Origin of the sequence: Streptomyces sp. NPDC058880 (genome assembly GCF_042742535.1) — a bacterium.
In the GTDB taxonomy this organism is placed as follows: Bacteria; Actinomycetota; Actinomycetes; order Streptomycetales; family Streptomycetaceae; genus Streptomyces.
Genome location: NZ_JBHYMC010000066.1, coordinates 13,739 through 40,384, shown reverse-complemented (window position 1 = coordinate 40,384; position 26,646 = coordinate 13,739). Strand labels below are relative to the sequence as shown.

The 26,646-nt window shown below is 74.4% G+C and carries 27 protein-coding genes; 14 read left to right on the top strand and 13 right to left on the bottom strand.

What is annotated here, in order from left to right:
- Nucleotides 1-116: 116 nt before the first annotated feature.
- From ACFW2G_RS27875 to ACFW2G_RS27855, 5 genes are all read right to left on the bottom strand, one after another.
- Complete coding sequence (locus ACFW2G_RS27875) at nt 117-815, bottom strand: DUF4191 domain-containing protein (RefSeq protein WP_037927119.1); 699 nt, start codon at nt 813-815, stop codon at nt 117-119.
- 10 nt (nt 816-825) lie between these two features.
- The gene (locus tag ACFW2G_RS27870; RefSeq protein WP_037927664.1) at nt 826-1,023 is read right to left on the bottom strand and encodes a hypothetical protein; all 198 of its coding nucleotides are present in this window, start codon (nt 1,021-1,023) and stop codon (nt 826-828) included.
- A 207-nt stretch (nt 1,024-1,230) separates the two neighbouring features.
- Nucleotides 1,231-2,184: a lipoyl synthase gene (gene lipA / locus ACFW2G_RS27865; protein ID WP_037927122.1), complete on the bottom strand. Its 954-nt coding sequence runs from the start codon at nt 2,182-2,184 to the stop codon at nt 1,231-1,233.
- A gap of 119 nt (nt 2,185-2,303) precedes the next feature.
- Nucleotides 2,304-3,095 carry a lipoyl(octanoyl) transferase LipB gene (gene lipB, locus ACFW2G_RS27860; RefSeq protein ID WP_037927124.1) on the bottom strand — a complete coding sequence of 264 codons (792 nt, stop codon included), beginning with the start codon at nt 3,093-3,095 and terminating at the stop codon, nt 2,304-2,306.
- A gap of 76 nt (nt 3,096-3,171) precedes the next feature.
- Complete coding sequence (locus ACFW2G_RS27855) at nt 3,172-3,468, bottom strand: hypothetical protein (RefSeq protein ID WP_037927127.1); 297 nt, start codon at nt 3,466-3,468, stop codon at nt 3,172-3,174.
- Nucleotides 3,469-3,640: 172 nt separating this feature from the next.
- On the opposite strand from ACFW2G_RS27855, the gene ACFW2G_RS27850 reads away from it, so the two are divergent.
- A complete protein-coding gene (locus ACFW2G_RS27850) occupies nt 3,641-5,080 on the top strand; it encodes a hypothetical protein (RefSeq protein WP_037927135.1) in 1,440 nt (479 codons plus the stop codon).
- A gap of 94 nt (nt 5,081-5,174) precedes the next feature.
- Here the strand turns inward: ACFW2G_RS27850 and ACFW2G_RS27845 are convergent, their stop codons facing one another.
- The 3 genes from ACFW2G_RS27845 to ACFW2G_RS27835 all read right to left on the bottom strand — a co-directional run bounded on the left by ACFW2G_RS27845 (nt 5,175) and on the right by ACFW2G_RS27835 (nt 8,425).
- Complete coding sequence (locus tag ACFW2G_RS27845) at nt 5,175-6,446, bottom strand: FAD-dependent oxidoreductase (RefSeq protein WP_384583250.1); 1,272 nt, start codon at nt 6,444-6,446, stop codon at nt 5,175-5,177.
- 154 nt (nt 6,447-6,600) lie between these two features.
- The gene (locus ACFW2G_RS27840) at nt 6,601-7,491 is read right to left on the bottom strand and encodes a TIGR01777 family oxidoreductase (RefSeq protein WP_037927139.1); all 891 of its coding nucleotides are present in this window, start codon (nt 7,489-7,491) and stop codon (nt 6,601-6,603) included.
- 262 nt (nt 7,492-7,753) lie between these two features.
- A complete protein-coding gene (locus tag ACFW2G_RS27835; protein WP_052031234.1) occupies nt 7,754-8,425 on the bottom strand; it encodes a VIT family protein in 672 nt (223 codons plus the stop codon).
- Nucleotides 8,426-8,601: 176 nt separating this feature from the next.
- On the opposite strand from ACFW2G_RS27835, the gene ACFW2G_RS27830 reads away from it, so the two are divergent.
- Nucleotides 8,602-9,684, top strand: coding sequence for a PP2C family protein-serine/threonine phosphatase (locus tag ACFW2G_RS27830; protein ID WP_384454196.1), 1,083 nt, complete (start codon nt 8,602-8,604; stop codon nt 9,682-9,684).
- 125 nt (nt 9,685-9,809) lie between these two features.
- Here ACFW2G_RS27830 and ACFW2G_RS27825 read toward each other — a convergent pair whose 3' ends face one another.
- On the bottom strand, nt 9,810-10,061 hold the full coding sequence (locus ACFW2G_RS27825; protein ID WP_030032818.1) for a hypothetical protein: 252 nt from the start codon (nt 10,059-10,061) through the stop codon (nt 9,810-9,812).
- A 106-nt stretch (nt 10,062-10,167) separates the two neighbouring features.
- Between ACFW2G_RS27825 and ACFW2G_RS27820 the strand changes: the two genes are divergently transcribed.
- Entirely contained in the window at nt 10,168-10,539 is a 372-nt protein-coding gene (locus ACFW2G_RS27820) for an ArsC/Spx/MgsR family protein (protein WP_384454529.1), read from the top strand.
- Nucleotides 10,540-10,563: 24 nt separating this feature from the next.
- Here the strand turns inward: ACFW2G_RS27820 and ACFW2G_RS27815 are convergent, their stop codons facing one another.
- Complete coding sequence (locus ACFW2G_RS27815; protein WP_384454576.1) at nt 10,564-11,478, bottom strand: alpha/beta fold hydrolase; 915 nt, start codon at nt 11,476-11,478, stop codon at nt 10,564-10,566.
- Between the two features lie 71 nt (nt 11,479-11,549).
- On the opposite strand from ACFW2G_RS27815, the gene ACFW2G_RS27810 reads away from it, so the two are divergent.
- Genes ACFW2G_RS27810 through ACFW2G_RS27800 form a run of 3 tightly spaced genes read left to right on the top strand, consistent with a single transcriptional unit; the run spans nt 11,550 to nt 14,066 of the window.
- Nucleotides 11,550-12,011, top strand: a complete 462-nt coding sequence (locus ACFW2G_RS27810) for a MarR family winged helix-turn-helix transcriptional regulator (protein ID WP_384583247.1) — start codon at nt 11,550-11,552, stop codon at nt 12,009-12,011.
- The gene (locus ACFW2G_RS27805; protein ID WP_384583244.1) at nt 12,008-13,474 is read left to right on the top strand and encodes a PLP-dependent aminotransferase family protein; all 1,467 of its coding nucleotides are present in this window, start codon (nt 12,008-12,010) and stop codon (nt 13,472-13,474) included. Before ACFW2G_RS27810 ends, ACFW2G_RS27805 begins: the two co-directional genes overlap by 4 nt.
- Before the next feature lie 49 nt (nt 13,475-13,523).
- A complete protein-coding gene (locus ACFW2G_RS27800) occupies nt 13,524-14,066 on the top strand; it encodes a hypothetical protein (protein WP_384454536.1) in 543 nt (180 codons plus the stop codon).
- Here the strand turns inward: ACFW2G_RS27800 and ACFW2G_RS27795 are convergent.
- Nucleotides 14,059-14,928, bottom strand: coding sequence for a Gfo/Idh/MocA family protein (locus ACFW2G_RS27795; RefSeq protein WP_384454579.1), 870 nt, complete (start codon nt 14,926-14,928; stop codon nt 14,059-14,061). The genes ACFW2G_RS27800 and ACFW2G_RS27795 overlap by 8 nt on opposite strands.
- Before the next feature lie 321 nt (nt 14,929-15,249).
- On the opposite strand from ACFW2G_RS27795, the gene glnII reads away from it, so the two are divergent.
- Nucleotides 15,250-16,269: a glutamine synthetase gene (gene glnII, locus ACFW2G_RS27790; RefSeq protein ID WP_037927161.1), complete on the top strand. Its 1,020-nt coding sequence runs from the start codon at nt 15,250-15,252 to the stop codon at nt 16,267-16,269.
- Between the two features lie 168 nt (nt 16,270-16,437).
- Here glnII and ACFW2G_RS27785 read toward each other — a convergent pair whose 3' ends face one another.
- The gene (locus tag ACFW2G_RS27785) at nt 16,438-17,880 is read right to left on the bottom strand and encodes a PepSY-associated TM helix domain-containing protein (RefSeq protein ID WP_384583241.1); all 1,443 of its coding nucleotides are present in this window, start codon (nt 17,878-17,880) and stop codon (nt 16,438-16,440) included.
- Nucleotides 17,881-17,965: 85 nt separating this feature from the next.
- A complete protein-coding gene (locus tag ACFW2G_RS27780; protein ID WP_384583239.1) occupies nt 17,966-18,673 on the bottom strand; it encodes a hypothetical protein in 708 nt (235 codons plus the stop codon).
- Between the two features lie 63 nt (nt 18,674-18,736).
- On the opposite strand from ACFW2G_RS27780, the gene ACFW2G_RS27775 reads away from it, so the two are divergent.
- The 7 genes from ACFW2G_RS27775 (at nt 18,737) to ACFW2G_RS27745 (ending at nt 26,645) form a co-directional block, all read left to right on the top strand.
- Complete coding sequence (locus tag ACFW2G_RS27775; RefSeq protein ID WP_236647807.1) at nt 18,737-19,324, top strand: rhomboid-like protein; 588 nt, start codon at nt 18,737-18,739, stop codon at nt 19,322-19,324.
- A 128-nt stretch (nt 19,325-19,452) separates the two neighbouring features.
- The gene (locus ACFW2G_RS27770; protein WP_384583236.1) at nt 19,453-20,250 is read left to right on the top strand and encodes a tyrosine-protein phosphatase; all 798 of its coding nucleotides are present in this window, start codon (nt 19,453-19,455) and stop codon (nt 20,248-20,250) included.
- A 57-nt stretch (nt 20,251-20,307) separates the two neighbouring features.
- Entirely contained in the window at nt 20,308-22,239 is a 1,932-nt protein-coding gene (locus ACFW2G_RS27765; RefSeq protein WP_384454546.1) for a hypothetical protein, read from the top strand.
- A 172-nt stretch (nt 22,240-22,411) separates the two neighbouring features.
- Entirely contained in the window at nt 22,412-23,815 is a 1,404-nt protein-coding gene (locus tag ACFW2G_RS27760; RefSeq protein ID WP_384583233.1) for a hypothetical protein, read from the top strand.
- Between the two features lie 111 nt (nt 23,816-23,926).
- The gene (locus ACFW2G_RS27755; protein ID WP_037927178.1) at nt 23,927-24,823 is read left to right on the top strand and encodes a metal-dependent hydrolase; all 897 of its coding nucleotides are present in this window, start codon (nt 23,927-23,929) and stop codon (nt 24,821-24,823) included.
- A complete protein-coding gene (locus ACFW2G_RS27750; protein ID WP_384583230.1) occupies nt 24,820-25,875 on the top strand; it encodes a PDR/VanB family oxidoreductase in 1,056 nt (351 codons plus the stop codon). Before ACFW2G_RS27755 ends, ACFW2G_RS27750 begins: the two co-directional genes overlap by 4 nt.
- Nucleotides 25,876-25,898: 23 nt before the next feature.
- Nucleotides 25,899-26,645 carry a TetR/AcrR family transcriptional regulator gene (locus ACFW2G_RS27745; RefSeq protein WP_384454555.1) on the top strand — a complete coding sequence of 249 codons (747 nt, stop codon included), beginning with the start codon at nt 25,899-25,901 and terminating at the stop codon, nt 26,643-26,645.
- Nucleotide 26,646 lies beyond the last annotated feature (1 nt).

Genomic DNA, 26,646 nt, shown 5'->3' with positions numbered 1-26,646 from the left:
TCCGCATCTCTACGGCAAGGAAGCCGGCAGCAACACGTCCGCCCGACTCTGGTGTGCCCCCGAGCCGACCGGCTCGGGGGCACCCCTGTGTCGTATACGGAAATAGGCTGAGCGGGTCAGCGCATCTTCCCGCCGCGCGGCATCTTCATGCCCTTGGGCATGGGGCCCTTCGGCAACGGCATGTTGCTCATGAGGTCACCCATGGCGCGCAGCTTGTCGTTGACCGTGGTGATCTGCGGGCCGGTCAGGACGCGCGGCAGCTTGAGCAGGGTGGTGCGCACCTTCTTGAGCGGCACCTCGCCCTCGCCCGTGCCCACGATGAAGTCGTGGACGGGCACGTCCGGCATGATCCGGGCCATCTTCTTCTTCTCGTTCGCGAGCAGCGGCTTCACCCGGTTCGGGTTGCCCTCGGCGATCAGCACGACGCCGGCCTTGCCCACGGCACGGTGGACGATGTCCTGCTGCCGGGTCATCGCGATGGCCGGGGTGGTCGTCCAGCCCCGTCCCACGTTGTCCAGTACGGCCGCGGCCGCGCCCGGCTGTCCCTCCATCTGCCCGAAGGCAGCCCGCTCGGCCCGTCGCCCGAAGACGATCGCCATCGCGAGGAAAGCCACCAGGAAGCCCAGGATGCCCAGGTAGACCGGGTGGTCGATCAGGAAGCCGATCGCAAGAAAGACACCGAAGGTGACGATTCCCACGCCCGCGACGATCAGACCGACCTTCGGGTCGGCCTTGCGCGTCATCTTGTACGTCAGGGCGATCTGCTTCAGTCGCCCGGGGTTCGCAGCAGTCTCTGCGTTTGACTTCCTCGCCATACAGGGAAGTTTACGTGGCCTGCGGGGTCCGGGTAGCCGCGGCCTCAAGTACGTGTTCGGTTTCGACCCGGTCCCGGGCCCTCTTGCGGTCCTCCAGGACGGCCGTCCAGGCGTTGCGGCGAGCCCCGCTCATCAGGAGGGACTCAAGGCCCCGGAAGGCGTCGGAGAGCGTCGGGATGGCGATGGCGCGTACGGGCGCGGCCTGCATGATGTCGATCCCTTTCACGATGCTCACGTCTTCGCGAGGTGGGCGGGTGTCTACGGTGCGTGGACCAAGCGTCACTGACTGGTGTTACCAGGGCATGACCGGCCGGTCAAATGTGATGGACACGTTGCAGACGCCGACGCGGCCCGCCGGATTCCCCCCTCGCGGGAGAAGCCCGGGGGCCGCGCCGGTGCGGTGGTCGCCCGTCGCCTACGCCACGGCCCCGCTGCGCTTCTCCATGGCCTGCTGGTACAGGCGCCCCGCGCGGTACGAGGACCGGACGAGCGGGCCGGACATGACGCCCGAGTAGCCGATCTCCTCGGCCTCCTTCGCCAGCTCGACGAACTCGGCCGGCTTCACCCAGCGCTCGACGGGGTGGTGCCGCGGCGAGGGCCGCAGGTACTGGGTGATGGTGATGAGCTCGCAGCCGGCCTCGTGCAGGTCCTTCAGGGCCTGCGAGACCTCCTCGCGCTCCTCGCCCATGCCGAGGATCAGGTTCGACTTGGTGACCAGGCCGTACGCGCGCGCCTTGGTGATCACCTCAAGCGAGCGCTCGTAGCGGAAGCCCGGACGGATCCGCTTGAAGATCCGCGGCACCGTCTCGACGTTGTGCGCGAAGACCTCGGGGCGGGAGGCGAAGACCTCTTCCAGCAGCTCCGGAACGGCGTTGAAGTCGGGGGCCAGCAGCTCGACCTTGGTGTGGCCGGCCTCGCGGCCCGCCGTCTGCTGGTGGATCTGGCGCACGGTCTCCGCGTACAGCCAGGCCCCGCCGTCGGCCAGGTCGTCGCGCGCGACGCCCGTGATCGTGGCGTAGTTCAGGTCCATCGTGACGACGGACTCGCCGACGCGGCGCGGTTCGTCGCGGTCCAGCGCCTCGGGCTTGCCCGTGTCGATCTGGCAGAAGTCACAGCGTCGGGTGCACTGGTCACCGCCGATGAGGAAGGTGGCCTCGCGGTCTTCCCAGCACTCGTAGATGTTGGGACAGCCGGCCTCCTGGCACACCGTGTGCAGTCCTTCGCCCTTCACCAGGGCCTGCATCTTGGTGTACTCGGGGCCCATCTTCGCCCGGGTCTTGATCCACTCGGGCTTGCGCTCGATGGGGGTCTGGGCATTCCGGACCTCGAGGCGCAGCATCTTGCGTCCGTCGGGTGCGACTGCGGACACGACCGGCTCCCTGTGACTTCGATTGTTCGGGCGTCCACCAGGGTACGCCCGTAATTTCGTACGCTCTTACGCCGACCAACCTGCGAGCGGCCGGACTCATTCCCGTAGCCGGGAGGTCTCTATGCGGTCTCGATCTCGCGGGGGCGCACGTCGGCGTGCTCCAGTACGTCCCTCAGGTGGCGCTCGACGACCGGGAGCACCTCGGCGAGGGTGATGTCACGGCCCAGTTCGTACGAGAGCGAGGTCACACCGGCGTCCCGGATCCCGCAGGGGATGATCCGGTCGAACCAGGTGCTGTCCGGGTTCACGTTGAGCGCGAAGCCGTGCATGGTGACGCCCTTGGCCACCCGGATCCCGATGGCGGCGAGCTTGCGGTCCTCGCGCCGCTGGCCGGCGTTGGACGGGGCGTACTCGGGGCCGTTGAGTCGGGGGTCGAATTCCTCGTCGGCGATCCGCGGGTCGAAGTCGAGGGACAGTCCGGCGATCTTCGGGCGCTCCTCGACCGGGTCCCCGAGCACCCAGACGCCGGAACGGCCCTCGACCCGGGTGGTCTCGAGGCCGAAGTCGGCGGCGGTACGGATCAGCGCCTCCTCCAGGCGGCGGACATGGGCGACCACGTCCACCGGCCGGGGCAGCTTCATGATCGGATAGCCGACGAGCTGGCCGGGGCCGTGCCAGGTGATCTTCCCGCCGCGGTCCACGTCGATGACGGGGGTGCCGTCGAGCGGGCGCTCGCTGGGGTCGGTGCGCCGGCCGGCCGTGTAGACGGGCAGGTGCTCCAGCAGGAGGCAGGTGTCCTCGATCTCGTCCGCGAAGCGGGCCGCGTGCACCCTGCGCTGCTCTTCCCAGGCCCGGGTGTACTCGACGGATTCCGCTCCGAAGCCCAGACGGACAAACCCAAGCTCAGCCACCGCAGCGCCTCCTCGTCGAACCTGCTGTGTGCACGTACTTCACCCAGCAAGGGTACGGCCGCCCGTAGGGCCCTCCTCAGGGCCCCGCTTCCGGCTCCGGACCGGGCTCGGGCAGACGCGACGGCAGTGGCTTCGGCCGCCGCCGCCTCTTCGACGGGCGGTCCGGGTCCTCGTCCGCGCGCGGCAGCCGCCGGTGGCCCTCCGAGTGGTCGTTCACCCAGCCGCACACACCGCAGGCGTACCGGCCGTCGAGCCCCGCGATGTAGGTGCCACAGCGCCGGCACTCGGCCTCGGTGAGCTCGGGCGGAGGCAGCGGAGCGGTGGATTCGGGGCGCTCCTCGGACGGGCGTGACGGGTGGTGCCGGCGGGTCATGGCCCGCAGCGTACGCCGAGGGAGGGGGCGAGTCCGTAAAGAGCCCTACCGATTCTGCACACGATCGGATGAATGTGGGGCAGAGAGGGCGGCCCGGGCGAAGTTCGCCGCTACATTCACGCCGTTCAAGGGCCGGGACTCCGGTCCGTCACGTCAGGAAACCGTGGAGCCGATGACGGAACGACCTGCCCAGCGCGTCCCCAACCGGCAGCTGGCGGCGCTGATCGCGGAAGCCGGGTTCTCCAACGCCGGGCTCGCCCGCCGCGTCGACCAGCTCGGTCTCGAACACGGTCTCGACCTGCGGTACGACAAAACCTCCGTGACCCGCTGGCTGCGCGGCCAGCAGCCGCGCGGGACCACTCCGGCGCTGATCGCCGAGGTGTTCACCCGACGCCTGGGGCGCCGGCTCTCCGCGCAGGACCTGGGCCTCGACGCCTGCGCCCCGGTCTACGCGGGCCTGGAGTTCGCGGCCACCCCCGAAGAGGCCGTGGACATCGCGAGCGGTCTGTGGCGCAAGGACTCCGGCTCCCACGCCGAACTCCGGAAGATCGCCTTCACCCCGGCCGGGCTGGTCGTGCCGAGCCGGGACTGGCTGATCGGACGGCCCGACGAGCGCGTGGCCCGGGGCGCGGAACCGGCCGCGGCCCGCGTGCCGCTCCAGGGCCGGGCCTCGGTCCCTCGGCAGCGGCAGATCGACCGGGGGCCCGGACAGCGCGTGACGGCCGGCGACATCGCCGCCCTGAGATCGGTGAGCGAGCTCTTCCGGACCCTGGACCACACCTACGGCGGCGGGCACGCCCGCCAGGCCCTCGTGCGGTACCTGGAGCACGAGGCCGAGCCGATGCTCCGGGGCACCTACGGCGAGACCACGGGGCGGCGGCTGTTCTCGGCCGCCGCCGACCTCACCCGGCTCGCGGGCTGGACCTCGTACGACATCGCCGCGCACGGGCTCGCCCAGCGGTACTTCGTGCAGGCCCTGCGGCTCGCGCAGGCGGCCGGGGACCGTCCCTACGGCTCGTACGTGCTGGTCACCATGAGCCGGCAGGCGGTCTACCTCGGGCACGGCCGGGAGGCGGTGCAGCTGGCCCGGGTGGCCCAGCAGGGCGTCGGCTCAGGCCCGCCGCCGGTGGTGCAGGCCCTGCTGCACGCGGCGGAGGCGCGCGGGCACGCGGTCCTTGGCGAGGTCCGGGCGGCGACGGCCTCCCTGGTACGGGCCGAGCGCGCGCTGGGCGCGGCCCGGCCGGGGGACGACGTACCGCACTGGGCGCGCCTGTATGACGAGGCGCAGCTCGCGGACGAGTTCGGGCATTGCCACCGGGACCTGCAGCAGTACCGGGCCTCGGCACAGCACGCGGAGCGCTCCCTGCAGTTGCGGGCACCGGGGTTCGCGCGGTCGCGGCTGTTCTGCCGGGTGGTGCTGGCCACGGCCCGGCTGGGGCTGGGCGAGCTGGACCAGGCGTGTGCGCTGGGCGCGGAGGCGGCCCAGCAGGCGATGGAGATGCGGTCGGTGCGGGCGGTGGAGTACGTACGGGACTTCGAGCGGCGGCTGGAGCCCTACCGCGACGCGTCGGCGGTGCGGACGTACCGGGACCGGGTGGCCGCGCTGTCCTGACCGTGCCGGTGGCCGCGCGTCCGGACCGCCCTGACGTACGGCAGGGGCCCGGTCCCGAGGCGGAAGGACCGGACCCCTGTGTCGTGGGTGGTTCTCAGGCCGCCACCGGGAGTGCGGGCTCCGGGGCGACCGGGAGCGGGATGCCGAAGTCGCGCAGGATCGCGCCGGCGGCGCGGCGGGCCGAGTGCAGGGCGCCCTGGACCGTGTTGGTGTCGCGGTGGTCGCCGCACACGTAGAGACCGGCCAGCACCCGCACCGGGCGGCACCGGTCGTGCGGCGGGGGCATGGCGGGAACGGCGTCCGGGGTGTGGCGGACGGCCAGCAGCTCCCACTCGCGGGTGCTGGTGTCGTAGAGCCGGGCGAGTCGCGAGGCGACGGTGCGCACCGGCGGCGGCGGGCCGAGCACGGTCGTGGTGACCAGGCTGCGGCCGGCCGGGGCCCGCGTCGGGTCGACCGCGCTCATGACGGTGGTGTGGGAGACGGGCCAGTCGGGGTCCCCGTCCAGGATCAGCGAGCCGTCCCGGGGCAGGGTGCCGGCGGTGGCGTGGTGCAGGACGGTGACCTCGTGGAACGCGGGAACGCGCAGGCCGGGCAGCAGCTCGGCGGCGGCGCGGGCGCCGGTGGCGAGCAGGACGGAGCGGCAGCGGAAGTCGCCGTGGTCCTCGGTGGTCACCAGGTTGGTGGCGACCGACCGGACCCGGATGCCGCTGCGTACGGTGCCGGGCGGCAGTCCCGAGGCGAGCAGGTCGGGCAGGGCCGCCGCGCCGCCTTCGGGCACGGCGAGCCGGCCGCGGGCGAAAGTGCGCAGGGCCAGGTCGGCGACCCGGCTGGAGGTGGTGAGTTCAGGATCCCGGAGCAGGGCGGCGAGCAGCGGCCGGAGCACACCGTTCAGGGTGCGCGAGGGCAGGCCGCGGGTACGCAGGGCCGCGGCTGCGGTGCGTTCGGGCCGGGCGAGCAGCTTGTCCTCGGGCAGCGCGGCGAGCCTGCCGAGGGCGGCGCTGAGCCGGGCCTGGTCGAGGGAACCGCTGGCCAGGGCCCGGGCGGGAGTCAGCGACCCGGCCCGCAGCTGCCTGCCGTCGGCGTGGACCAGGACGCCGGGCGTGAAGGGGCGCAGGACCAGGGTGCGCAGGGCGGGCGTGCGCTCCAGTTCGCTGTACGCGGTGTTGAGCAACTGGGCGGTCCGGTCGAGCCGGAACCCGTCGGCGGACTCGGTGGCCATCCGCCCGCCGGGGTCGTCCGCGGCCTCCAGGACGGTGACCGTGACCCCGGCTGCGATCAGGTGGTGCGCGGCCGCGAGTCCTGAGACCCCGGCTCCTACGATGACGACGTCCGCATGGTGCGCGGCATTGGGTGCGCTGCTGAGCACGTGCCCCTCCCCGAGGTCGGCGCGGCTGTGTGGGGATCCTCCTTCCCTCAACCGGTCGAACGGGAACCCGAGTTCGGCGGGCTATTGCGGACAACTCCGGTCGCACGGCGGTCGCATCCGGGTCACGAACGGTCGCACGCGGTCGCACGCCGGTTCAGGAGAGCGCCGCGCGGATGGCCTGTTCGATACCGGGGTGGCGGAAGACGAACCCGGACCCCAGGAGCCGGCTGGGACGGGCGCGCTGACCGCACAGCACGTCCTGGGAGAACTCCCCCAGGACGAGGCGCAGGGCCACCGCCGGGACGGGCAGCACCGCCGGCCGGTGCAGCACCCGGGCCATGGCGGCGGTGACCTGGCGGTTGGTCAGCGGCTCGGGGGCGGTGAGGTTGACCGGGCCGCTGAGGGCGGGGGTGTCGATGATGTGGCGCAGGGCGGCGACCTCGTCGTGGAGGGAGATGTACGGCCAGTACTGGCGGCCGTCGCCGAGCCGGCCCCCGAGGCCCGCGCGGAAGAGGGGGAACATCCGCCCCCAGGCTCCGCCTTCCCGGGCGACGACCAGTCCGGTGCGGGCGAACGCGGTGCGGATCCCCGCCTCCTGGGCGGGGGCGGCGGCGGCCTCCCACTCCACGCAGACCGAGGGGAGGAAGCCCTGTCCGGCGGGGCTGTCCTCGTCCACGGGCCGGTCTCCGGTGTCCCCGTAGTAGCCGACGGCGGAGCCGCTGACCAGGACGGCGGGCGGCCGGTCGAGGCCGGCGAGCGCGGCGGCGAGCGCGGCGGTGCCCAGCACGCGGCTGTCTCGGATCTTCCGCTTGTACGCGGCGGTCCACCGGTGGTCCCCGATCCCGGCCCCGGCCAGGTGCACGACGGCGCCGCAGCCGGCCAGCCCGGCCGGGTCCACGTGGCCGCGCTCCGGATCCCACCGCGCCTCGTCGGCGCCGGCCGGCTCCCGCCGCACGAACCGCACCACCTCGTGGCCGTCGGCCCGCAGGGACCGCACGAGTGCACTGCCGATGAGGCCGGTCGAGCCGGTGACTGCGATGCGCATGGGGCCATCCTGCCGGGTCGCTGCCCCGCACTCCGGCGGATTCAGGGGTGCGTCGCCGTCCTTCGCCGGACGGCCGTGCCCGTGCGGGGCGTCACGGCGCGGCGCCCCGTACCCGCGCCCGAGCCCTGCGCCCGCACCCGCGCCCTGCGCCCGCGCCCCGGGCGCGTCCTCAGTCGCCGGCGGGGCCGGTTTCTCGGCCTGCGGCGGCCGGGCCGGACCCTCCCGGAGCTCCCACCCCGGGGGCCGGGCGGGGCCGGCTCCGTCAGGCGGTCGTGGTGCCGAGCCAGGTGCCGACGGCGTAGGTGACGGCCATGGCCAGGGCGCCGCCGGCCACGTTGCGGACGACCGCGCGCGGTACCGGCGCCGCGCCCAGCCGTGCGCTGAGCGTCCCGCACAGGGTGAGCGCCACCAGCACCGCGACCACCGTCACCGGCACCCGCGCCGAGGGCCCCGGCAAGAGGATCGCCAGCAGCGGCAGCAGCGCCCCGACCGTGAAGGCGATGAGGCTCGCGAAGGCCGCGTGCCACGGGTTGGCCAGCTCGTCCGGGTTGATCCCGAGCTCCACCCGGGCGTGGGCCCGCAGGGCGTCCCGTTCCGTGAGCTGCTCGGCGGCCTCCCGGGCCACGTCCCGGCTCAGGCCCCGCTCGGCCAGCAGGTCGGTGAGCTCGTCCAGCTCTGCCTCGGGCTCTTCGGCCAGCTCCCGGCGTTCCATGTCGAGCGCGGCCCGCTCGGAGTCCCGCTGGGAGCTGACGGACACGTACTCCCCCGCCGCCATCGACAGCGAGCCCGCCAGCAGCCCGGCGACGCCGGCCGCCAGGATCGCCGGGCGGGAGGTGGTGGCCCCGGCGACGCCGACCACCAGACCTGCGGTGGAGATGATCCCGTCGTTGGCACCGAGCACCCCCGCACGCAGCCAGTTGAGCCGTGTGCTCATCTCCGCGCTCGCCGGGCCGCCGCCGGCGCCGTGCGCCTCGACGTGGGCCGGGCCGGGCACTCTTCCCGGGCTTTCGTCTGCTGTCACGCCACCACTGTGGCGGTACGGGGCGCGCACAGCCACCCGGCGGACCGGTCCGGGGTGCGCGGGCCCGGGCTGCGTACCAGGGTGGAGGGGTGAAACGCGGACGCGCCGAGCCGGGCGGGCTGCGCGGCGAGCCACCGCCGCGCTGGGCCCGGATCGCGCCCGCGGCGGCACTGGTGGCGCTCGTCCTCGCGCAGGCGATGACGAGCGACGTGGAGCTCGGCTTCTTCCTGGCGGGCCTGCCCCCGGTGGCGGCCTTCGCCTACGGGGCGGCCGGGACCGCGATCTTCGCGGCGATCGTCCTGGTGCTGCTGGGGGTGCACGACATCGGCGTCTCGCAGGCCAGGGGCACCGACCTGGCCACGGTCGCCGTCGTCGGACTGCTGAGCGTGGTCATCGCCTGGGTCCGCCAGCGCCGGGACGAGCAGCTGGTCAGCGTGCGGACGGTCGCGGAGGCGGCCCAGCTGGCGGTGCTGCCGCCGGTGCCCGAACGGGTGGGCGGGGTGCGCTGCTCCGGCCTCTACCGGGCGGCGCAGCGCGGCACTCTGGTGGGCGGCGACTTGTACGACGTACGGGTCGGGCCGTTCGGGGTGCGGGCGCTGGTCGCGGATGTGCAGGGGCACGGCCTGGCGGCGGTGGCCACGGTGGCGGCGCTGCTCGGGGCCTTCCGCGAGGCCGTGCTGGACGACGCGGAGCTGGCGGCGGTCGTGAGCCGGCTGGACCGGCGGCTGCTGGCCGACGCGGCGGATGCGCACGTGGACCATCCGGAGCTGTTCGCGACGGCGGTGCTGGTGGAGTTCCCGCCCGGGCTCGATCTCGTGCGGTTCGTGTCGTGCGGGCATCCGCCGGCGCTGCGGCTGCGCGGGGCGGCGGTGGAGGAGGTGCCGGTGGATCCCGGACCTCCGCTGGGCCTGGGGCTGGCGGGACCGGACCCGCCGAAGGTGGTGGAGCTGCCGGTGCTGCCCGGGGACCGCTTCCTGCTGCACACCGACGGGGCGACGGAGGCCCGGGACGCGACCGGGCGCTTCTACCCCCTGGCCGCGCGGGTGCCCGTCCTGGCGCGGGATCCGGTGGACCTGGTCGGTGCGCTGTGGAAGGACCTGGCGGACTTCACGGACGGCGGGCCGGGCGACGACGTGGCGCTCCTGCTGCTCTCGCCGGGCGGGCGACCGTGACCGGTGGGCGGGGCCGCAAGCCCGGCCGGCGGCCCCGGTGGCCCCCGGCGGCTCGGGTCGGCCGCCCGTGGGCGGCCGACCCGAACCGCGGCACGCGGTGGGGCGCCGTCGCGGCTCCCCCGGCGTCACGACTCCTTGATGAACGCCCGCACCATCTTGCAGGTGACGTTGGACGGCCGGTGGATCCCCGTCCGGACGGCCATCGTCCGGATCTTCCGGTTGGTGGCGCGCTTGGCGTCGTACGTCCCCGAGTCGAGCAGGGATATCGCCAGCCGCATGGCCTTCAGTCGGCGGTTGTGGCTCTCGTACCACTCGCGGGGCAGGCCCGCCGGCAGCGGCTTCTTCTGGACGGGCCGGACGGTGCTGGCAGTGGCCATCTACAGCCTCCCAAACGGTAGTTGGCTTCCTGTCGTTCTTCCTCGATTTTACCGGGGAGCACTGACAGAAGCCCCTGGCCAGACGGGCCCCGGATAGGGTCGGGGCATGGAGATCTGGATCAATCCCGCGTGTTCCAAGTGCCGCGGCGCGCTCACCTTGCTGGACGCGGAGGGCGCCGACTACACCGTGCGCCGCTACCTGGAGGACGTGCCCTCCGAGGACGAGATCCGCGAGGTGGTGGGTCGCCTCGGGCTGGAGCCGTGGGACATCACCCGTACGTCGGACCCGCTGGCGCGGGAGACCGGGGTACGGGACCTGCCGCGCGAGGAGACGGAGGCGGCGCGGGCCCGCTGGATCGCCCATCTGGCCGCGCACCCGAGGCTCATCCAGCGCCCCATCATCACCGCCGAGGACGGCACGGCCGTCGTCGCCCGCACCGAGGAGGCCGTCCGCGAGGCCCTGTCCCGCACGGCCTGAGCCCCGGGGCCCGCGCGGCCCGGGTCAGCGGGCGCGGCCGGGGGGCGCGACCCGGTCGGCGAACAGGCGGGCGATCTCGGCGGCGGCCGTCAGCGGCAGGGCGTGGTGCGAGACCCCGGGCAGTACCTCGATCCGGGCGTCCGGCAGCGCCGCTCGCGCGGCGCGGGCCGCCCGGCTGGGGGCGTGGCAGCGGGCCAGCCCTGCGAACAGGACGTCCACCCGGACGTCCGCCCCCGCGAGCCGCGCCAGGTCGGGGCGCGGGCCGGTGACCGGCCGGGCGGCGGGGAAGCGGGCGGTCTCGTCCTGGAGCCGGAGCCAGGCCGGATCGAGGGCGGCCCCGTGGGTCTCCCAGGCGAGGAAGGAGCGGATCCGCCGCGGGGTGGGGCGCACCAGCATGGGCAGGGCGCGCAGGACGTATCCGGGGCGGAGTCCGGCGAAGACCCCGGTCGGGTCGAGCAGGACGAGACGGCCGACCCGGCCGGGCTGCAGGGCGGCGTGGTGGGCGGCGATCCAGGCCCCGTACGAGTGCCCGCCGAGGGTCACCGGTCCGCGCGGGCCGAGCCCGTCGAGCACCGCTTCGAGCCAGTCGGCCAGGTCCCCGGGGGTCCGCGGGGTCCGCCCGGGCTCCGGGACACCGAGGCCGGGATCGCCCACGAGGTCGACGGCGTGCACACGGTGGGTACGGGCCGCACCGGCGGCGGCGCAGGCGCCCCACACCGTGGAGGTGGCCCCGCCGCCCGGCAGCAGGACCAGCGGCGGGGCGCCGGCCGGGCCGCAGCTGTTGACGCGGGTGACGCCGTAGGGGGTGGGCAGGTCGACGGCCTCGACGGTCCCGGGCCATCCGGCGAGCGCCTGGGCGTAGGCGGCCCGGAAGGCGGCGGGGGCGGGAGAGGCGGCGGCAGGGCCGGCAGGAGAGGGGGAGGAACGGTGGGACGGCATCCGGGACACGGCTGCTCCAATGTCTCGCCAGGCGATAGTCTCGCTGAGCGAGATATTAGGCAGGAGGCGATGTGTACGACAACCACGAGCCCGACCCTCTGCACCTGGTGCACCTGTTGCGGGCGGTGACCGTCGACTTCGGCCTGCGCCAAGCCGAGTTCGCCGCCCGCAACGGCATGCACCCCACCGACGTACGGGCCCTGATCTGCCTGCTGGACGCCGCCCGGGCGGGCGAGCCGGCCACTGCGGGACTGCTCGGCGCCCGGCTCGGCCTCAACTCCGCCGGCACCACCGCCGTGATCGACCGGCTGGAGCGGCTCGGCCATGTGGCCCGGATCCGCGACGGGCAGGACCGGCGCCGGATCCTGCTGCGGGTGGAACCGGCGGCGATCCGGCTGGGCCGGGAGTTCTTCGGCCCCCTCATCGACGGGCTGCTGGGGGTGCTGGACTCCTTCGCCCCCGCCGAGCGGGAGACCATCCACCGGTTCCTGGCGGCCGCCCACGCCGTCTTCGCGTCGGAACCGCACCCGTGACCGCCTCCTCCTCGGACCCCGGCCCGGGGTCCGACCTGCATCTGGACCTCGCCGCCGGCGGCAGCCGCCGCACCGCCCTCGCCCAGGCCCTGCGCAGCGCCGTGCGCAGCGGCCGGCTGGCCGGCGGGACGCGGCTGCCGCCGTACCGGGCCCTGGCGGCCGACCTCGGGCTGGCCCGCAACGCCGTCGCCGACGCCTACGCCGAACTGGTCGCCGAGGGCTGGCTGACGGCCCGGCAGGGATCCGGCACCCGGGTCGCGGAGGGCGTGGCGATCGAGCCCGCGCCGACCTCCGTGGCCGGGGCCTCGCCCGAGCGGCCCCGGCACGACCTGCTCCAGGGCAAGCCCGACCCCGCCTCCTTCCCGCGGGGCCCCTGGGCCACCAGCGCTCGGCGCGCCCTGGCCGGGGCACCCACCGAGGCCTTCGGGCCGGGCGATCCGCGGGGCCGCCCCGAGCTGCGGCGCGCGCTGGCCGGCTACCTGGCCCGGACCCGGGGCGTGCGTGCCGCGCCCGAGAACATCGTGGTCTGCTCCGGTTTCGCCAACGGGCTGCGGCTCCTGGCGTCCGTACGGCCGCGCGACTGGGCGGTCGAGTCGTACGGACTCCCCTTCCATCACGGCATCCTGGCCGCCGCCGGGGTCCGCCCGCATCCCGTCGCGGTCGACGAGGACGGCGCCCGCATCGCGGAGATCCCCTCGCGGGCCCGTACGGTGCTGCTCACCCCGGCGCACCAGTTCCCGACCGGATGCGCCCTGCTGCCCGCCAGGCGGACGGCGGCCGTGGAGTGGGCCCGCACCAGCGGGGGCGTGATCGTGGAGGACGACTACGACGGGGAATTCCGCCACGACCGCAAGCCGGTCGGCGCGGTGCAGGGACTGGCCCCCGGGCACGTGGTCTATGCGGGCTCGCTCAGCAAGAGCCTCTCCCCCGCGCTCCGCCTGGGCTGGCTGGTCCTTCCGGAACCCCTGGTGGGGCAGGTGCTGGCAGCGAAGGGCCTGCGGGAGTCCTGGGCGAGCGCGCTGGACCAGCTGGCGCTCGCCGACTTCATCGACTGCGGGGCCTACGACCGGCACGTGCGGCGGATGCGCCTGCGCTACCGGCGCCGCCGCGACCAGCTGGTCTCGGTACTGGCCGCACGCGCCCCGGGAGTCCGGGTCACCGGCATCTCGGCCGGCCTGCACGCCGTGGTGGAACTCCCGCCCGGATGCGAGGCCCGGGCGCTCGCGGCGGCCCGCGCCGCGGGGCTGGCCCTGGACGGCCTGTCCTCCTACCGGCACCCTGCCGACCGGACCCCGCCGCGCGAGGGACTGGTCGTCGGCTACGCGGCGCCCCCGGATGCGGCCTTCGCCCAGGCCCTGGACGCCCTGGCCGACGTGGCCCGCGGGGCGGCGCTCGGACGGCCGGCCGCTTCACCGGGCGGGCGGCGGTCCCCTTCACCTCGCCCCCACGCGCCCTTCTCGTAGGGTGGCCGGAGCGCCGAAACGGTACATACCGCACTCAAAGGACCGAGTCGTGACCGAGCAGCAGCCACCGGAAGAGAGCCCGACCCCCCGCCCGGCCCACCCGGCCCACCCCTCCCACCGGCACGCGGACTGGATGTTCGGCGGGGTGTACGGGACGGTCCTGGCCAGCGCGCTGATGGCCGCACTGAACCAGGAGGGCGAGGACTTCACCCCCTTCTACGACGCCAGCTGGGTCCTGGTGACGGCGGCCACGGCCGGTCTCGCGCACGGCTACGCGCACCAGATGGCCGACCGCCGGGAGGACCCCGGGGGGCACCGCTGGCAGGTCCTGGCCCGGGCCCTGTGGAACGAGTGGCCGCTGATCGTGGCCACCCTTCCCACCGTGCTGCTGCTGACCGCCGCGGGCCTCGGCGGCTGGGACGCCCACGACGTGACGGCCGGCGGACTCGGCCTGAACACCGCCTTGTTGTTCGGCTGGGGTGCGCTCACCGCGCTCCGGGTCGGCCACCGGCTGGGCCGGGCCCTGCTGATCGGACTGGCCGACGCCGCCATCGGTTTCGCCATCATCGTGGCCAACGCCCTCATCAAGTAGGCAGCTGCGCCTCCGCCTGCGCCAGGATCTCCGTCAGCCGGGCCCCGAACTCCGCTCCGCGCGGATCGGGCACGCCCGTCCGGGCCGCGGCGAGCAGCGCGTCCAGGGCCCGCCCGTAGGCGCCCGGTACGTCGCTCCAGCCGGGCAGTTCGTGCACACCCGCGGTGCCGCGCAGTTCCAGCCCCACCCCGGCGGCCGCCTGCGGGGCGCCCAGGCTGAGCACGGCGGTGCTGGCCGCGCCGGAGGCGTGCCGCAGCGCCAACTGGACCACGTCGGAGGGGCCGCGGGTGGCGCTGACCCCGGTGACGTCCCCGAGGACCGGGATCAGGACCGACAGGGCGTGCGGCCCGACGTCCCACAGCCCGCCCTTGGCCTTGCGCCAGGGGGAGTCGGCGTAGGCGCTGGGGGTGCCGTCCGGTGGGAAGACGGCACCGAGCCAGTGCGCGGCCGCGGTGAACCAGCCGGTGCGCGCGGCCTGCTCGTCGACCCAGCCCGCGGTGGGCTCGGCGAAGCGCAGGGTGAGGAAGACCACGGAGGCGACCTGGTGGCGGACGGCCGCATCGGCGACCGCGCGGGCGTCCCGCGGCGTCGTCGCGACGGGCTTGTCGAGCAGCAGGTGGCAACCGGCGGCGGCCGCGCGCACGGCGAGCGGGGCCTGCACGTCGGGCGGCAGGGCGAAGGCGGCGACATCACAGTCGGCGAACAGCTCGTCGGGGTCTTCGTACACCTTCGCGCCGTACTTCCGCGCCAGCTCCGCCGCGGCTTCGGACCGGCGGCCCCACACTCCGGCGAACTCGGAGCCGGTGTGCGCGGCGAGGGCGGGGGCGTGCGTGCGGTGCGCCCAGGGGCCGGTTCCGAGCAGCCCGACCCTGGGGCGGGCGCCGACGGAAGTCCGACCGGCGGCAGTGGGGGCGGTGGTCTCGGCGGAAACTCCGGCACGGTCCGCGGCGCCGTCTCCGGCGGGGCTCAAATCAGACGAAATGCTCACGCGGCCAGTCTGCCCCACCCGGACGGATGCTCGACCGCCAACCCGCACAAGCGGCCCGGCCGGCGGCGTAAACCTCGGTAACACGGGGTTCACACACGGGCAACGGAAGAGAAATCGCGGGCGGGCACGCTGCGGTCAACACCGCAGCGATGAAGCAGCGTCCAGCAGCACCCGCAGAGTCTGAGGATGGGGCCCGTGAGCTACAAGGCTGAGTACATCTGGATCGACGGCACCGAGCCGACGGCGAAGCTTCGCTCCAAGACGAAGATCCTGGCGGACGGAGCCGAGCTGCCGGTCTGGGGCTTTGACGGATCGAGCACCAACCAGGCCGAGGGCCACGCCTCCGACCGCGTGCTCCAGCCTGTGTTCTCCTGCCCGGACCCGATCCGCGGTGGGGCCGACGTCCTCGTCCTGTGCGAGGTCCTGAACATCGACATGACCCCGCACGAGTCGAACACCCGCGCACTGCTGCGTCCGGTGGCCGAGAAGTTCGCCGGCCAGGAGCCGATCTTCGGCATCGAGCAGGAGTACACCTTCTTCGACGGCGACCGGCCGCTCGGCTTCCCGGTGGGCGGCTTCCCGGCCGCACAGGGCGGCTACTACTGCGGCGTCGGCGCGGACGAGATCTTCGGCCGCGAGATCGTCGAGAAGCACCTGGACCACTGCCTGGCGGCGGGCCTGGAGATCTCCGGCATCAACGCCGAGGTCATGCCCGGCCAGTGGGAGTTCCAGGTCGGCCCGCTCGGCCCGCTGGAGGTCTCCGACCAGCTGTGGATCGCACGCTGGCTGCTCTACCGCACCGCCGAGGACTTCAACGTCTCCGCGACGCTGAACCCGAAGCCGGTCAAGGGCGACTGGAACGGCGCGGGCGCGCACACCAACTTCTCCACGAAGTCGATGCGCGAGGAGTACCGCGCGATCATCTCGGCGTGCGAGGCGCTGGGCGAGGGCAGCAAGCCGCTCGACCACGTGAAGAACTACGGCGCCGGCATCGACGAGCGTCTGACGGGCCTGCACGAGACGGCCCCCTGGAACGAGTTCAGCTACGGCGTCTCGGACCGCGGCGCCTCCGTCCGCATCCCGTGGCAGGTGGAGAAGGACGGCAAGGGCTACATCGAGGACCGCCGCCCGAACGCGAACGTGGACCCGTACGTGGTGACCCGCCTCATCACGGACACCTGCTGCACCGGCCTGGAGAAGGACGGCCTGGCCTGACGGCCCCTCCTCCCCCGGGCACCGACGCCCGCCGCGCCTCTCCGGGCACGGCGGGCGTCGTCGGTGAGCGGCCGACCGGTCGGGGGATCACCCCGGTTGCAGCCGGCCGGGAACGACGGTGGGCCCGCACTCCCCCGGGAGCACGGGCCCACTCTCACCGGCGCGACGCTACGCGGCCGCCGCCTTGCGGCGTGCCGCGAGGCCGAGCAGCAGGTCCACCACGAGGAAGGCGACCAGGCTGATGCCCAGCAGCGGGATGAACCAGCCCACCAGCGCGGTCGCCGCGGCCAGCGGCAGCACCACGCCCACGGGCAGCTTCCGCCAGGCGCCGCGCGGCTGGGCGCGGCCGACGGACAGCCTGCGGTCCTTGGTCGGCCGGCGCAGCCACCACATGCGGTAGCCCCAGAAGACGAGGAACATCACGGCGACGGCCAGGGCGGCGAGCACGATCTGGTTGGCCAGCCCGAAGGTCTGGCCCATGTGCAGGTCGATGCCGAAGCGGGTCATCTTGGCGAGCACGGGGTAGTCGGCGAAGCGCAGTTCGTCCATGATCCGGGCATCGGCGGGGTCGACGGCGACGGCGTCGAAGTGGACCGGCACCTGCTTGTCCTGCTCCTTGATCACGTACCCCTTGCCCTGGGCGGGCAGGGTCACGCGGATCGCTTCGGTGACGCCGGCGTCCCGGGCGGCGGCCACGGCCCGGTCCAGGCCGACGTCGGCGGTGGGCGCCGGCGGGGGCATCTGCGTGCCGTCGGGCATGGTGTGGCCCGCGTGCTCGTCGGCGCCGCCGGCCTCCCCGCCCGGGTTCAGCCCGGCGGAGACGGACGGAGTGGCTCCGCCGAGGCTGTCCTGGAGCTGCCCGATGTTCTCACCGGCGTACTTCGACCAGGTCAGGCCGGTGGCGGAGAGCACGACGAGGCCGGCGACCGACCACAGGCCGACGACGGCGTGCCAGGACAGGGTCCGGCGCCGTCCGGTCGCCTTGCGGTCGGGGAGGACCAGCTGCGAGGCGCGCGCCCGGCGGCGGCCGATCCACAGGGCGAGGCCGCCGAGCGCGACCACCCACATCCAGCTGGCGGCGAGTTCGCTGTAGTTGCGCCCGAACTCCCCGAGCTGGAGGTTGGAGTGGAAGGTGCTCAGCCAGGCCCGCAGCGGCAGCGCGTCGCCGACGGTGGTGAGCTGCCCGCGCACCTCTGCGGTGTACGGGTCGACGAAGACGGTGAGGGTCTCGCCCTCCGCGAGGCCCGAACTTTCCATGATCACGCGGGTGGTCGCCTCGGCCTCGGGGCCGGGCCATACGGACACGACCTCGCCCTCGGGTGCGGCGCCCCTGGCCGCCTCGACCTGGGCGCTGAGCGGAAGGGCCGCGTCGCCGACGCGTGCGACGGTCAGTTCGTCGGCGTAGGCGATCTTCTCGGCCTGCCAGGAGGCGGCGTAGAGCAGCCCGGTGGCGGCGGCGAGGAACAGCAGCGGGGCGATGAGCAGACCCGCGTAGAAGTGCAGGCGCAGGAACAGCGGGCGCAGGGCGGCCCATCCGCCGCTGCGGCTCTTGGGCGGGGCGGGCGGTTCGGCGTCCGGGGTGCGGACGTCCTGGGATGCTTCAAGGGACATGTTGGTCCTGGGGGTTGGCGAAGGCATGGGGAACTCGGCCCCGGGCCCCGCCTCCCCCGCACGGACGCCGTGGAGGTGCGCCGGATCAGGCGCGGGCAGGACGGCCGGGGGCCGTGGCGCGATGGGTGCGACCGCTCCCGGGCGGACCCCGGCGCACCACGGCGTGGGCGTGGACCGCGCCGCGCAGCCGGCGCGGCCTCGGGTGCGGGGCGCGCGGGACGGGCGGGGCCGGTAGGGCGGCGCCGCGGGCGCGCACCAGGTCGAGCGCGCGGGCGAGCGGCCGGGCGGCGAGCAGTGCGGCGGCGCCCAGGACGCGGGCCAGCCGGAAGACGGCGGCCTCGCCGCGTGCCAGCCAGGCGGCGCAGAGCAGCCCGGCGAGCACGTGCGCGGCGATCATCCCGGTCCCGCCGTGAGCGACCACTCCCGCCATGCCGGCCAGGTCGGCCAGGGCGGGGGCTTCGGCGGCCGTCCCGCCCGCTTCGGCGGCTGCCGTGTGGGGGTGCCCGTGCATCGCCGCGGTCGCGGCGGCGGACTTCGCCGCCTGGCTGCCGGAGAACACCAGGTGCAGCACACCCTGCACGCAGAGGACGGCGGCCGCGATCCCCACGGGGCCGCGCCGCCGTCCGGCGAGGAGCCAGGCGAGGCCGGCGGTCACCGCGAAAGCGGCCAGGAGACCGGAGGGGGGAACGTCGGTCCCGGACATGTGCGCATGTCCCACCGCGCCCAGAGCGACGCACACCGCCGCGAACATCGCGGCTCGGGTGGCGCGCAAGGGCGCGAAGGATTCGAACATGGCCGGGCCATGTTCGCACGATGCCCCTTGGTATCCACCAGGGGCTTATCCGATCATGAGCAGGTGAATCCAATTCCATGGGGAGCGGTGTACGCCGGCGGGGTCCAGCTCGGGGCGTACGCGCTGGCGCGCACCGGGCCCGCCGACCGGGAGCGGCTGCTGCGGGACTGCTCGACGAACGTCGACAACCTCGCCGCCGGGCGCTGGGAGACGCTGCTGAGCAGCGCCCTCGTCGTCGAGGAGCCGATGCCGCTGGCGTACGCACTGCTGCTGGTCGCGGTGCTCGGCTACGCCGAATACGCGTACGGGGCCTGGTGGACCGCGGCGGTGTTCCTGTTCGGGCACGCCTCGGCGACCCTCCTGGTGTACGGCGCACTGCGCAGGACGGCCGATTCCGCAACCCGGCGCGCCCTGGACGTGGGGACGAGCTATGGATTCAACGCCGTCCTGGGCACCCTGACCTCCACCTTGCCGCGCGGAGCCGTCCGCACGGCCGCCCGGGCGGGGCTGCTGGCCCTCGCGGCGGCCCCGTTGCTCAAGCGGGGGCGGACCTTCACGGACGCGGGGCACCTCGCGGCGCTCGGAATCGGCGTGGGGGTCTCGCTGGCCCTCGATTGCCTTTCCGGTACGAAGCATTGGAAAATATCCTGAATCACCTCAGCACTCAGCACCTGAGCACAGCACCACAGCACCCCCGCATGACCGGACGACCGGACGACCGGACGGGCGCACGCAGCCCGTATGACACGAGTAACTCGCACACCGCTGGAGCCGCCACGATGACCGCCACCCCCTCCACCACCGTCGCCAACCTCCGCGACCTCGGCGGCACCCCGCTCTCCGGCGGCCGCACCGTCCGGGCGGGCCTGGTCCTGCGCTCCGGCCAGCTCGACCGGCTCGACCCGGACGCCGACCCGGTGGTGGCGGCACTGGGCCTGCGTACCGTCATCGACTTCCGCACCGACGCGGAGCGCGCCGACCACCCCGACCGGATACCGGCGGGGGCCCGGCTCCTGGTCGCCGACGTCCTCGCGGACAAGCTGCGGGAGACCGTCAAGAAGCCGGCCGCCGCGCAGCTCAAGGACCTGCTGTCCGACCCCGCGGTGGCCGAGGAGCACCTGGGCGGCGGCCGGGCGCAGGCCCTCTTCGCCGACACCTACCGGTCCTTCGTGCACTCCGGCTCCGCGCAGGCGGCCTACCGCCTGCTGCTGACCGAGGCCGCCGCCCCGGAGGCGGGCCCGCTGCTGTTCCACTGCACCGCGGGCAAGGACCGCACCGGCTGGGGCGCGACCGTCATCCTGGCGCTGCTCGGCGCGGACGGCGACACCCTGATGGCCGAATACCTCTCCGTGAACCCGGCGGTGAAGCAGGCCTTCGCCCCGATGATCGAGGGCTTCACGGCAGCCGGCGGCGATCCCGACATCGCGCTCGCGCTGATCGGCGTCTTCCCCTCCTACCTGGAGGCGGCGCTGGACGAGGTCGAGACCCGCTACGGCTCCATGGAGAAGTACGTGCGCGAAGGCCTCGGCGTCGCGGACGAGACGGTCGAGTCGCTCCGCGCCCGCCTGGTGGGCTGAGGCCCCTGCCCGGGGGCGGACGGGTGACCATCCGACGAATCGCTCGTTCTGCTGAACGTGACTGCGCCGGACACCGCCACCCGCCCCCTGCCTCCCGTGGCTCCCGTGCCGCCCGACGTCGAGCAGGCCGAGGCCGCCATCGTCGAGCACTACCCGCGGCTGGTGCGGCTCGCCTATCTGGTGCTGCCCCCCACGCTCGGGCGCAACAGGCGGGTCCTCACCGCGCACTCGCTGGTGCAGCGCGCCCTGCCGCGCGGGAGGCGGGAGGCGGGAGGCGCCGTACAGGGCGGGGTCCCGGGGCAGCGCGGCGGCCCGGACGACTCCGGTTACGCGTACGTCCGGCTGCGGGTGCTCCGCGCGGCACTGGAGGCGGGTCTGCCGCTGACCTTCCGGGGCCTGCCGCGGCGTGCACAGCTCCCTCCGGCACTGCCCCAGGTGTGGGGTCTGCGGCTGTTCCCCCGCTCGGGCGGGGCCGAGGAGCTCGCCCTCGACCAGTGGCTGGCCACCCTGGACGGCCCCGGCCGGGCCGCCTGCGTCCTGCGCGCCCTGGAGCGGCTGCCCGAGCCGGAGGTGCTCCGGGTGCTGGACGAGGCCGGTGTCCCGGACCCGGCCGCCGCGGCCCGGGAGTCCGGTGATCCGGCGAACGACGCACTGTTCGCCTCCCCCGAGTTCGACCCGTGCGTGCTCCAGGCACGGCCCACCGACCTGCTGCGCCGCCGCCGCCTCACGCGGGCCGCGCTGGCCGCCGGGGCCGCGCTCGCCGTGTGCGGGGCGCTGCTCGCGCTTCCCGGCGGGGGCTGGGGCTCGGACGGGGCCGCCGCACCGCCGTACGCGCGCAACGCCGCGGCGGAACAGGCTCTGGATCCGGCCAGGCTGGTCCGGGTCTCGCCCGCGCTCTGGCACACCTCCTCCCGTACGGACTTCTCCACCTGGCCGGCTCGCGGGGACCGCACGGACGACACCGCGCTGCTGCGTCGGGCGCTGGCGGTGTGGGCGCGGCCCGGCTCGTCCGTGGTCGTCTCGGCCACCCCCGGAACTCCGTCGGGGCCGCCGATGGGGCCGGCCCAGTTGCTGTTCGCCGGCGCCGTCGACCAGGCCGTGGTGGTCCTGCTGCACGACGGCCTGCGCGTGGTCCGCTACGCCGAGCCGCGCTCCGGGTCGGCGGGCGCGGCGCTGGACTTCGCCCGGACCGACGGCGCCTCGGCGGACACGGCGACCGCGCTGGTCGTCAGCCGGGTCGACGGCAACGTCCGCTACCTCACGGCGCCCTGGGTGACGGGGGTGGCCCTGCGGGACCTGCTGGGGCCCGGCGACCCGCCGACGGCGCTGAAGGCGACGCAGGACGGGGTGACCCCGCCGGTGCCGGGCCCGGCTCCGGCGGGCGACTGCACGAGCTGGAACGCCCTGGCCCTGACCGGCGACGGAGCCACCCGCCTGATCACCGACCTGGGCGAGCTGACCCCGGCCCGGCTGACCTCGGGGGCGCCGGGGGCCGAGCGGAACGTGACGGAGGCGGCGGAACTCGCGGACTGGTCGCGGATCGCCTGCCTGCTGCCCTCGGTGCGCTCGCACGGGGTCCGTACGGTCAACGCATGGACCTACGCGAAGCAGCCGCTGCCGGAGGGCGACGGGACGGCGGCCTGGCTCTGCACGCGGGCCGAGACCTGGCAGGGTGCGGCGGACCGGGTGCAGGCGCAGTTCCTGGCGCCGGGCTCGGGCACTGCGGCGCAGGCGGCGGCCGCGGAGGGGGTCGCGGCGTGCGGGCCCCGGGAACCGCGGGTGCTGGCGGGCGTGTTGTGGAAGTCGCGGGCGGGCCAGTGGTACGTCCTGGCGGCGGGCAGCGCGCAGTTCGCCTCCCTGTCGGTGTCGGGCGGTGGGGTGAACGGCTCGGCGAACGGCAACCGGTTGGCGGTCAAGGCGCCGGCCGGTGCACAGGTCGACCTGTCGGGGAAGCTGACGGACGGCACGAAGGCCGGGGTGCTGCGCTGACCGCGGGGCCGGGTGGGGCGCACACGAGGCCGGATGAAAATTCAACGACCGGACGGCTGAAGGGAGTTGGCGGGATCCGGGCATGACGGACGCAGTGGGCACATGGCATGATCGGATTCCGGTTACCGATCGGTAATCCCCCACACCCCTTGCCCCCTTGAAGGTTCACCACGTGCGCACGCTTGCCCGCAGCCTCCTCCTCCCCGGCCTGACCGCCCTCGCGCTCACCGCCACCGGCTGCGCCTCGACATCCCACGACCGTGCCGCCGAACCGGCGGCCCCCGCCCCCCTCTCCCCGTCCGCCGACAGCGGCTCGCAGCAGCTGGACGTGGCCGCCGCCCCCCAGGGTGAACCCACCCCGGCGGCCGTCGCCCGGGGCGGCTCGAAGGGCCGGACCGAGAAGTCCGCGCTGAAGGTCGCCTCGTACGACGCCGCGACCGGACGGGCCGTCATAGCCAAGGCCCCGCCCGAGGGACCCTCTCGGGCGCCCTCCCCGGGCCGGCCGGCCGAAGCCGACAAGCCCGTCGCGGCGGGTGACGTCATCGCCAGCGCCCCGGCACCCGGCGCCCCCAACGGCCTGCTCGCCAAGGTCACCGAGGTCGTCGGCACGACCGACCGCGGCACCGAGGTCAAGACCGCCTCCACGACACTGGCCGCCGTCCTCAACGACGACAAGGCCGACGGCAAGGTGCCGGTGGACCCCTCGACGGTCGTCGTCGAGCCACTGATGAAGGGCGTGACCTTCTCCTGGGCCAAGGGCGACGGCCTGAAGTTCGGTCCCGAGGGCGCCAAGCTGCCGCTCGGGAACCTCCGGCTCGACGTGAACTCCTCCGTCGACACCGCCCCGGACGCCCCCGCCTCGGCCGGCGCCTCCGTCTCCGGCTTCGTCCAGCTCGCCCCGCAGGTGGAGTTCCAGTACGACGGCACCCGGGGCGGCGGCTCCGGCCCGCGCGGCGCCTTCCTCGGGATGAGCGGCGACTGGTCCTCGCAGTGGAAGCTCCAGGGCCGGGCCGCGGCGAGCACGGGAGCGCCCAAGCGGATCCCCTTCGCCACGCTGCACAGCTCCCCCGTCATCCAGGTCGGCCCGGTGCCGGTCGTCGTCAACCTCGACCTGACCTGCTACATCCAGGTGGAGGCCGACGGCAAGGTCACCCTCGACGTCCAGCAGGACGTCAAGGGCGACTTCAAGGTCGGCGGCAGCTACGCCTTCGGCCGGGGCTGGACCCCGGTCAGCACCTCGAACGTGAAGAGCACGCCGGTCCGGGCGACCGTCACCGCCGCCGGCAAGGTCAAGGGCGCGCTCGGTGCCGAGGCGTCCGTCGGCCTCTACGGCGCCGTCGGTGTCACCGGCGACTTCGCCCCGTACCTGCGCGGCGAGGCGGACGCCAAGGCGACCGCGTCCAGCGACGGCAAGGCCTCCGTCAGCGGCGCGTGGGCCCTGTACGGCGGGTTCGACCTGAGCGGGCAGCTCCAGCTGCAGTTGTCGCTGTTCGGCACGCCCGCCTTCGAGCGCGGAATCCCGCTGGGCACCCTGAACCGCGAGTGGGCACTGGCGAGCGGCGACACCGCACGCTAGACCCCGATCCGCCGGACCGGCCCCCGGGCCGTCCGTCACGGGGTGGGCACGGGCGCGAGAAGTCGGTGCAGGGGTCTTCTCACCCCGTTTACCCACCAGTACATTGACGCCATGTCTAATACGCCGCTCGCGCCCGCCCCCGTGGCGTCGGAACACGTGGGTCTCAGGCCCCGGAACGTGTCCTTCGGCTGGGAGGACACCCCGCTCCACTGGCTGCCCGGCGAACCTTTCGCCGGACACATGATCAATGTGCTGCACCTGCTGCTGCCCGCCGGGGAGCGCTGGTTCGTGCACGTCTACAAGCAGGCGCTCCCCCACATCGAGGACGAGCGGCTGCGGGAGGACGTCGTCGGGTTCATCGGCCAGGAGGCCATGCACGCCGCCGCCCACGACGACGTCCTCCCGCACCTGAAGCGCCTGGGGCTGGACCCGACCCCCTACACCGCCCAGGTGGACTGGCTGTTCGAGAAGCTGCTCGGCGACCGCACCCTGCCCCCGGGCCGCGCCCGGCACTGGTGGCTGATGGAGCGCATCGCGATGATCGCGGCCATCGAGCACTACACGGCGTTCCTCGGCGACTGGGTGCTGAACGCCGACGAACTCGACCGGCGCGGCGCCGATCCCACCATGCTGGACCTGCTGCGCTGGCACGGGGCGGAGGAGGTCGAGCACCGCTCCGTGGCCTTCGACCTCTTCATGCACGTCGACGGCGGCTACCGCCGCAGGGCCCGGACGTGGGCCACGGCCTTCACCGCCCTGGTCTTCCTGTGGCAGCGAGGGGTCCGCTTCTTCATGGAGAACGACCCCCACCTCGTGGACGGCAAGGCCTCCTTCGGACAGTTCTTCCTGGCCGGGCGGCAGGGCGTGCTCCCGTCCACCGGCTCCATGCTGAAGTCCGTACCGAAGTACCTCTCCCGTACGTACCACCCCTCGCAGGAGGGCTCGACGGCCCAGGCGGTGGCCTACCTGGCCTCCTCCCCCGGCGCGGGCGGCGGGGTACGGGCATGAGGCGCGCCCTGGCCGTCACGACGGCCGCCGCGGTCGCGGGTGTTGCCTGGGCGGCCCGGCGGGCCCTGGACCGCCGGATCGGGACCTCCCCGCTGTGGCCGCTGCCCGCCCTGGAGGTGCCGGTCTCCGGCCACTCCCCGCGCCGAGCGCTGCGCGCGCTGATCACCTCCCGCATCCAGCCGGCGCAGGACGTTGTGGAACTGGTCCTGGAATCCCCGGAGCTGCCCGCGTGGACGCCGGGGGCGCACGTGGACGTCACCCTGCCCTCCGGGCTGGTCCGCCAGTACTCGCTGTGCGGCGACCCGGCGGACGAGGGCCGCTACCGGATCGCGATCCGGCTGGTCGGTGACGGCCGAGGCGGCTCCCGCGAGGCGCACGCCCAACTCGTCGAGGGCACCGAGCTGGAACTGCGTCCGCCGCGCAACCGCTTCGAGCTGATCCCGGCCCCCTCGTACGCGTTCGTCGCGGGCGGCATCGGCATCACCCCCATCCTGCCGATGCTCCGCGCCGCCACCGCGGCGGGCGCCGACTGGACGCTCCTGTACGGGGGCCGCTCCCTCGACTCGATGCCCTTCCTCGACGACCTCGCGGCCTACGGCGACCGGGTCACGGTCCATCCCGAGGACGAGGAGGGCCTGCCCGACCTGTCCCGGCTGGCCACCGCGGCGCCCGGCACCCTGGTCTACTGCTGCGGCCCGGAACCCCTGATGCAGGCCGTCACGGCGGCGGCCGAGGACCCCACGGCCGTGCACCTGGAGCGCTTCACGCCCGCCGTGGCACCCGGCCCGGAACGGGCCTTCACGGTCGAACTGCGCCGCTCGGGACGGGTCGTCGAGGTCGGCGCGCAGGAGAGCACCCTCGCCGCGGTGCGCAGGGAGCTGCCCGACACCCCTTACTCGTGCGAGCAGGGCTTCTGCGGGACCTGCCAACACCGGGTCCTCGCGGGCGAGGTGGACCACCGCGACGACCTGCTCACCGACCAGGAGCGCGCGGAGTCGATGCTGCTGTGCGTCTCGCGCGCGAAGGGGGACCGCCTCGCCCTGGACCTGTGAACCCTCCCCAGTAGGGTGTCCGCATGACGACCGGAGTGCGGCGCAGGATGGGTGTCGAGGAGCGGCGGCAGCAGCTGATCGGGGTTGCCCTGGAGCTGTTCAGCCACCGGTCCCCCGACGACGTGTCGATCGACGAGATAGCGGCGGCGGCGGGGATATCCCGGCCCCTGGTCTACCACTACTTCCCCGGCAAGCTCAGCCTGTACGAGGCGGCGCTGCGGCGGGCTGCCGACGAGCTGGCCCAGCGGTTCGTCGAGCCTCGGGAAGGTCCCCTGGGGGCGCGCCTGCTGCGGGTGATGGGGCGCTTCTTCGCCTTCGTCGAGGACCACGGGCCGGGCTTCTCTGCCCTGATGCGCGGGGGTCCCGCGGCCGGCAGCAGCCGGGCCAGCGCGATGATCGACGAGGTCCGGCAGGCGGCGTACGAACAGATCCTCACGCACTTGGGGATCGGACTCGACGAGGTGCCGGCCCGGCTGGAGCTCGTGGTGCGCTCCTGGGTCTCGCTCGCCGAGTCCACGGCCCTGATCTGGCTGGACGGCCGCAGGATCCCGCGGAGCGAGCTGGAGCTGCAACTGGTCCACGACTTCGCGGCGCTGGCCGCGGTGAGCGCCGCGTACGACGCGGAGATGGCGGGCATCCTCGTCCGGATCCTGGCCGACGAACCGGCCGACGGGCCCTTCGGAGAGCTGGTGGGGCGGCTGGTCGGGCTCGTCCCGGGCGGCGCGGCGGCTCCCGGCGGCCGACCGGGCGCCGACCCCGCCCTCCCGTGAT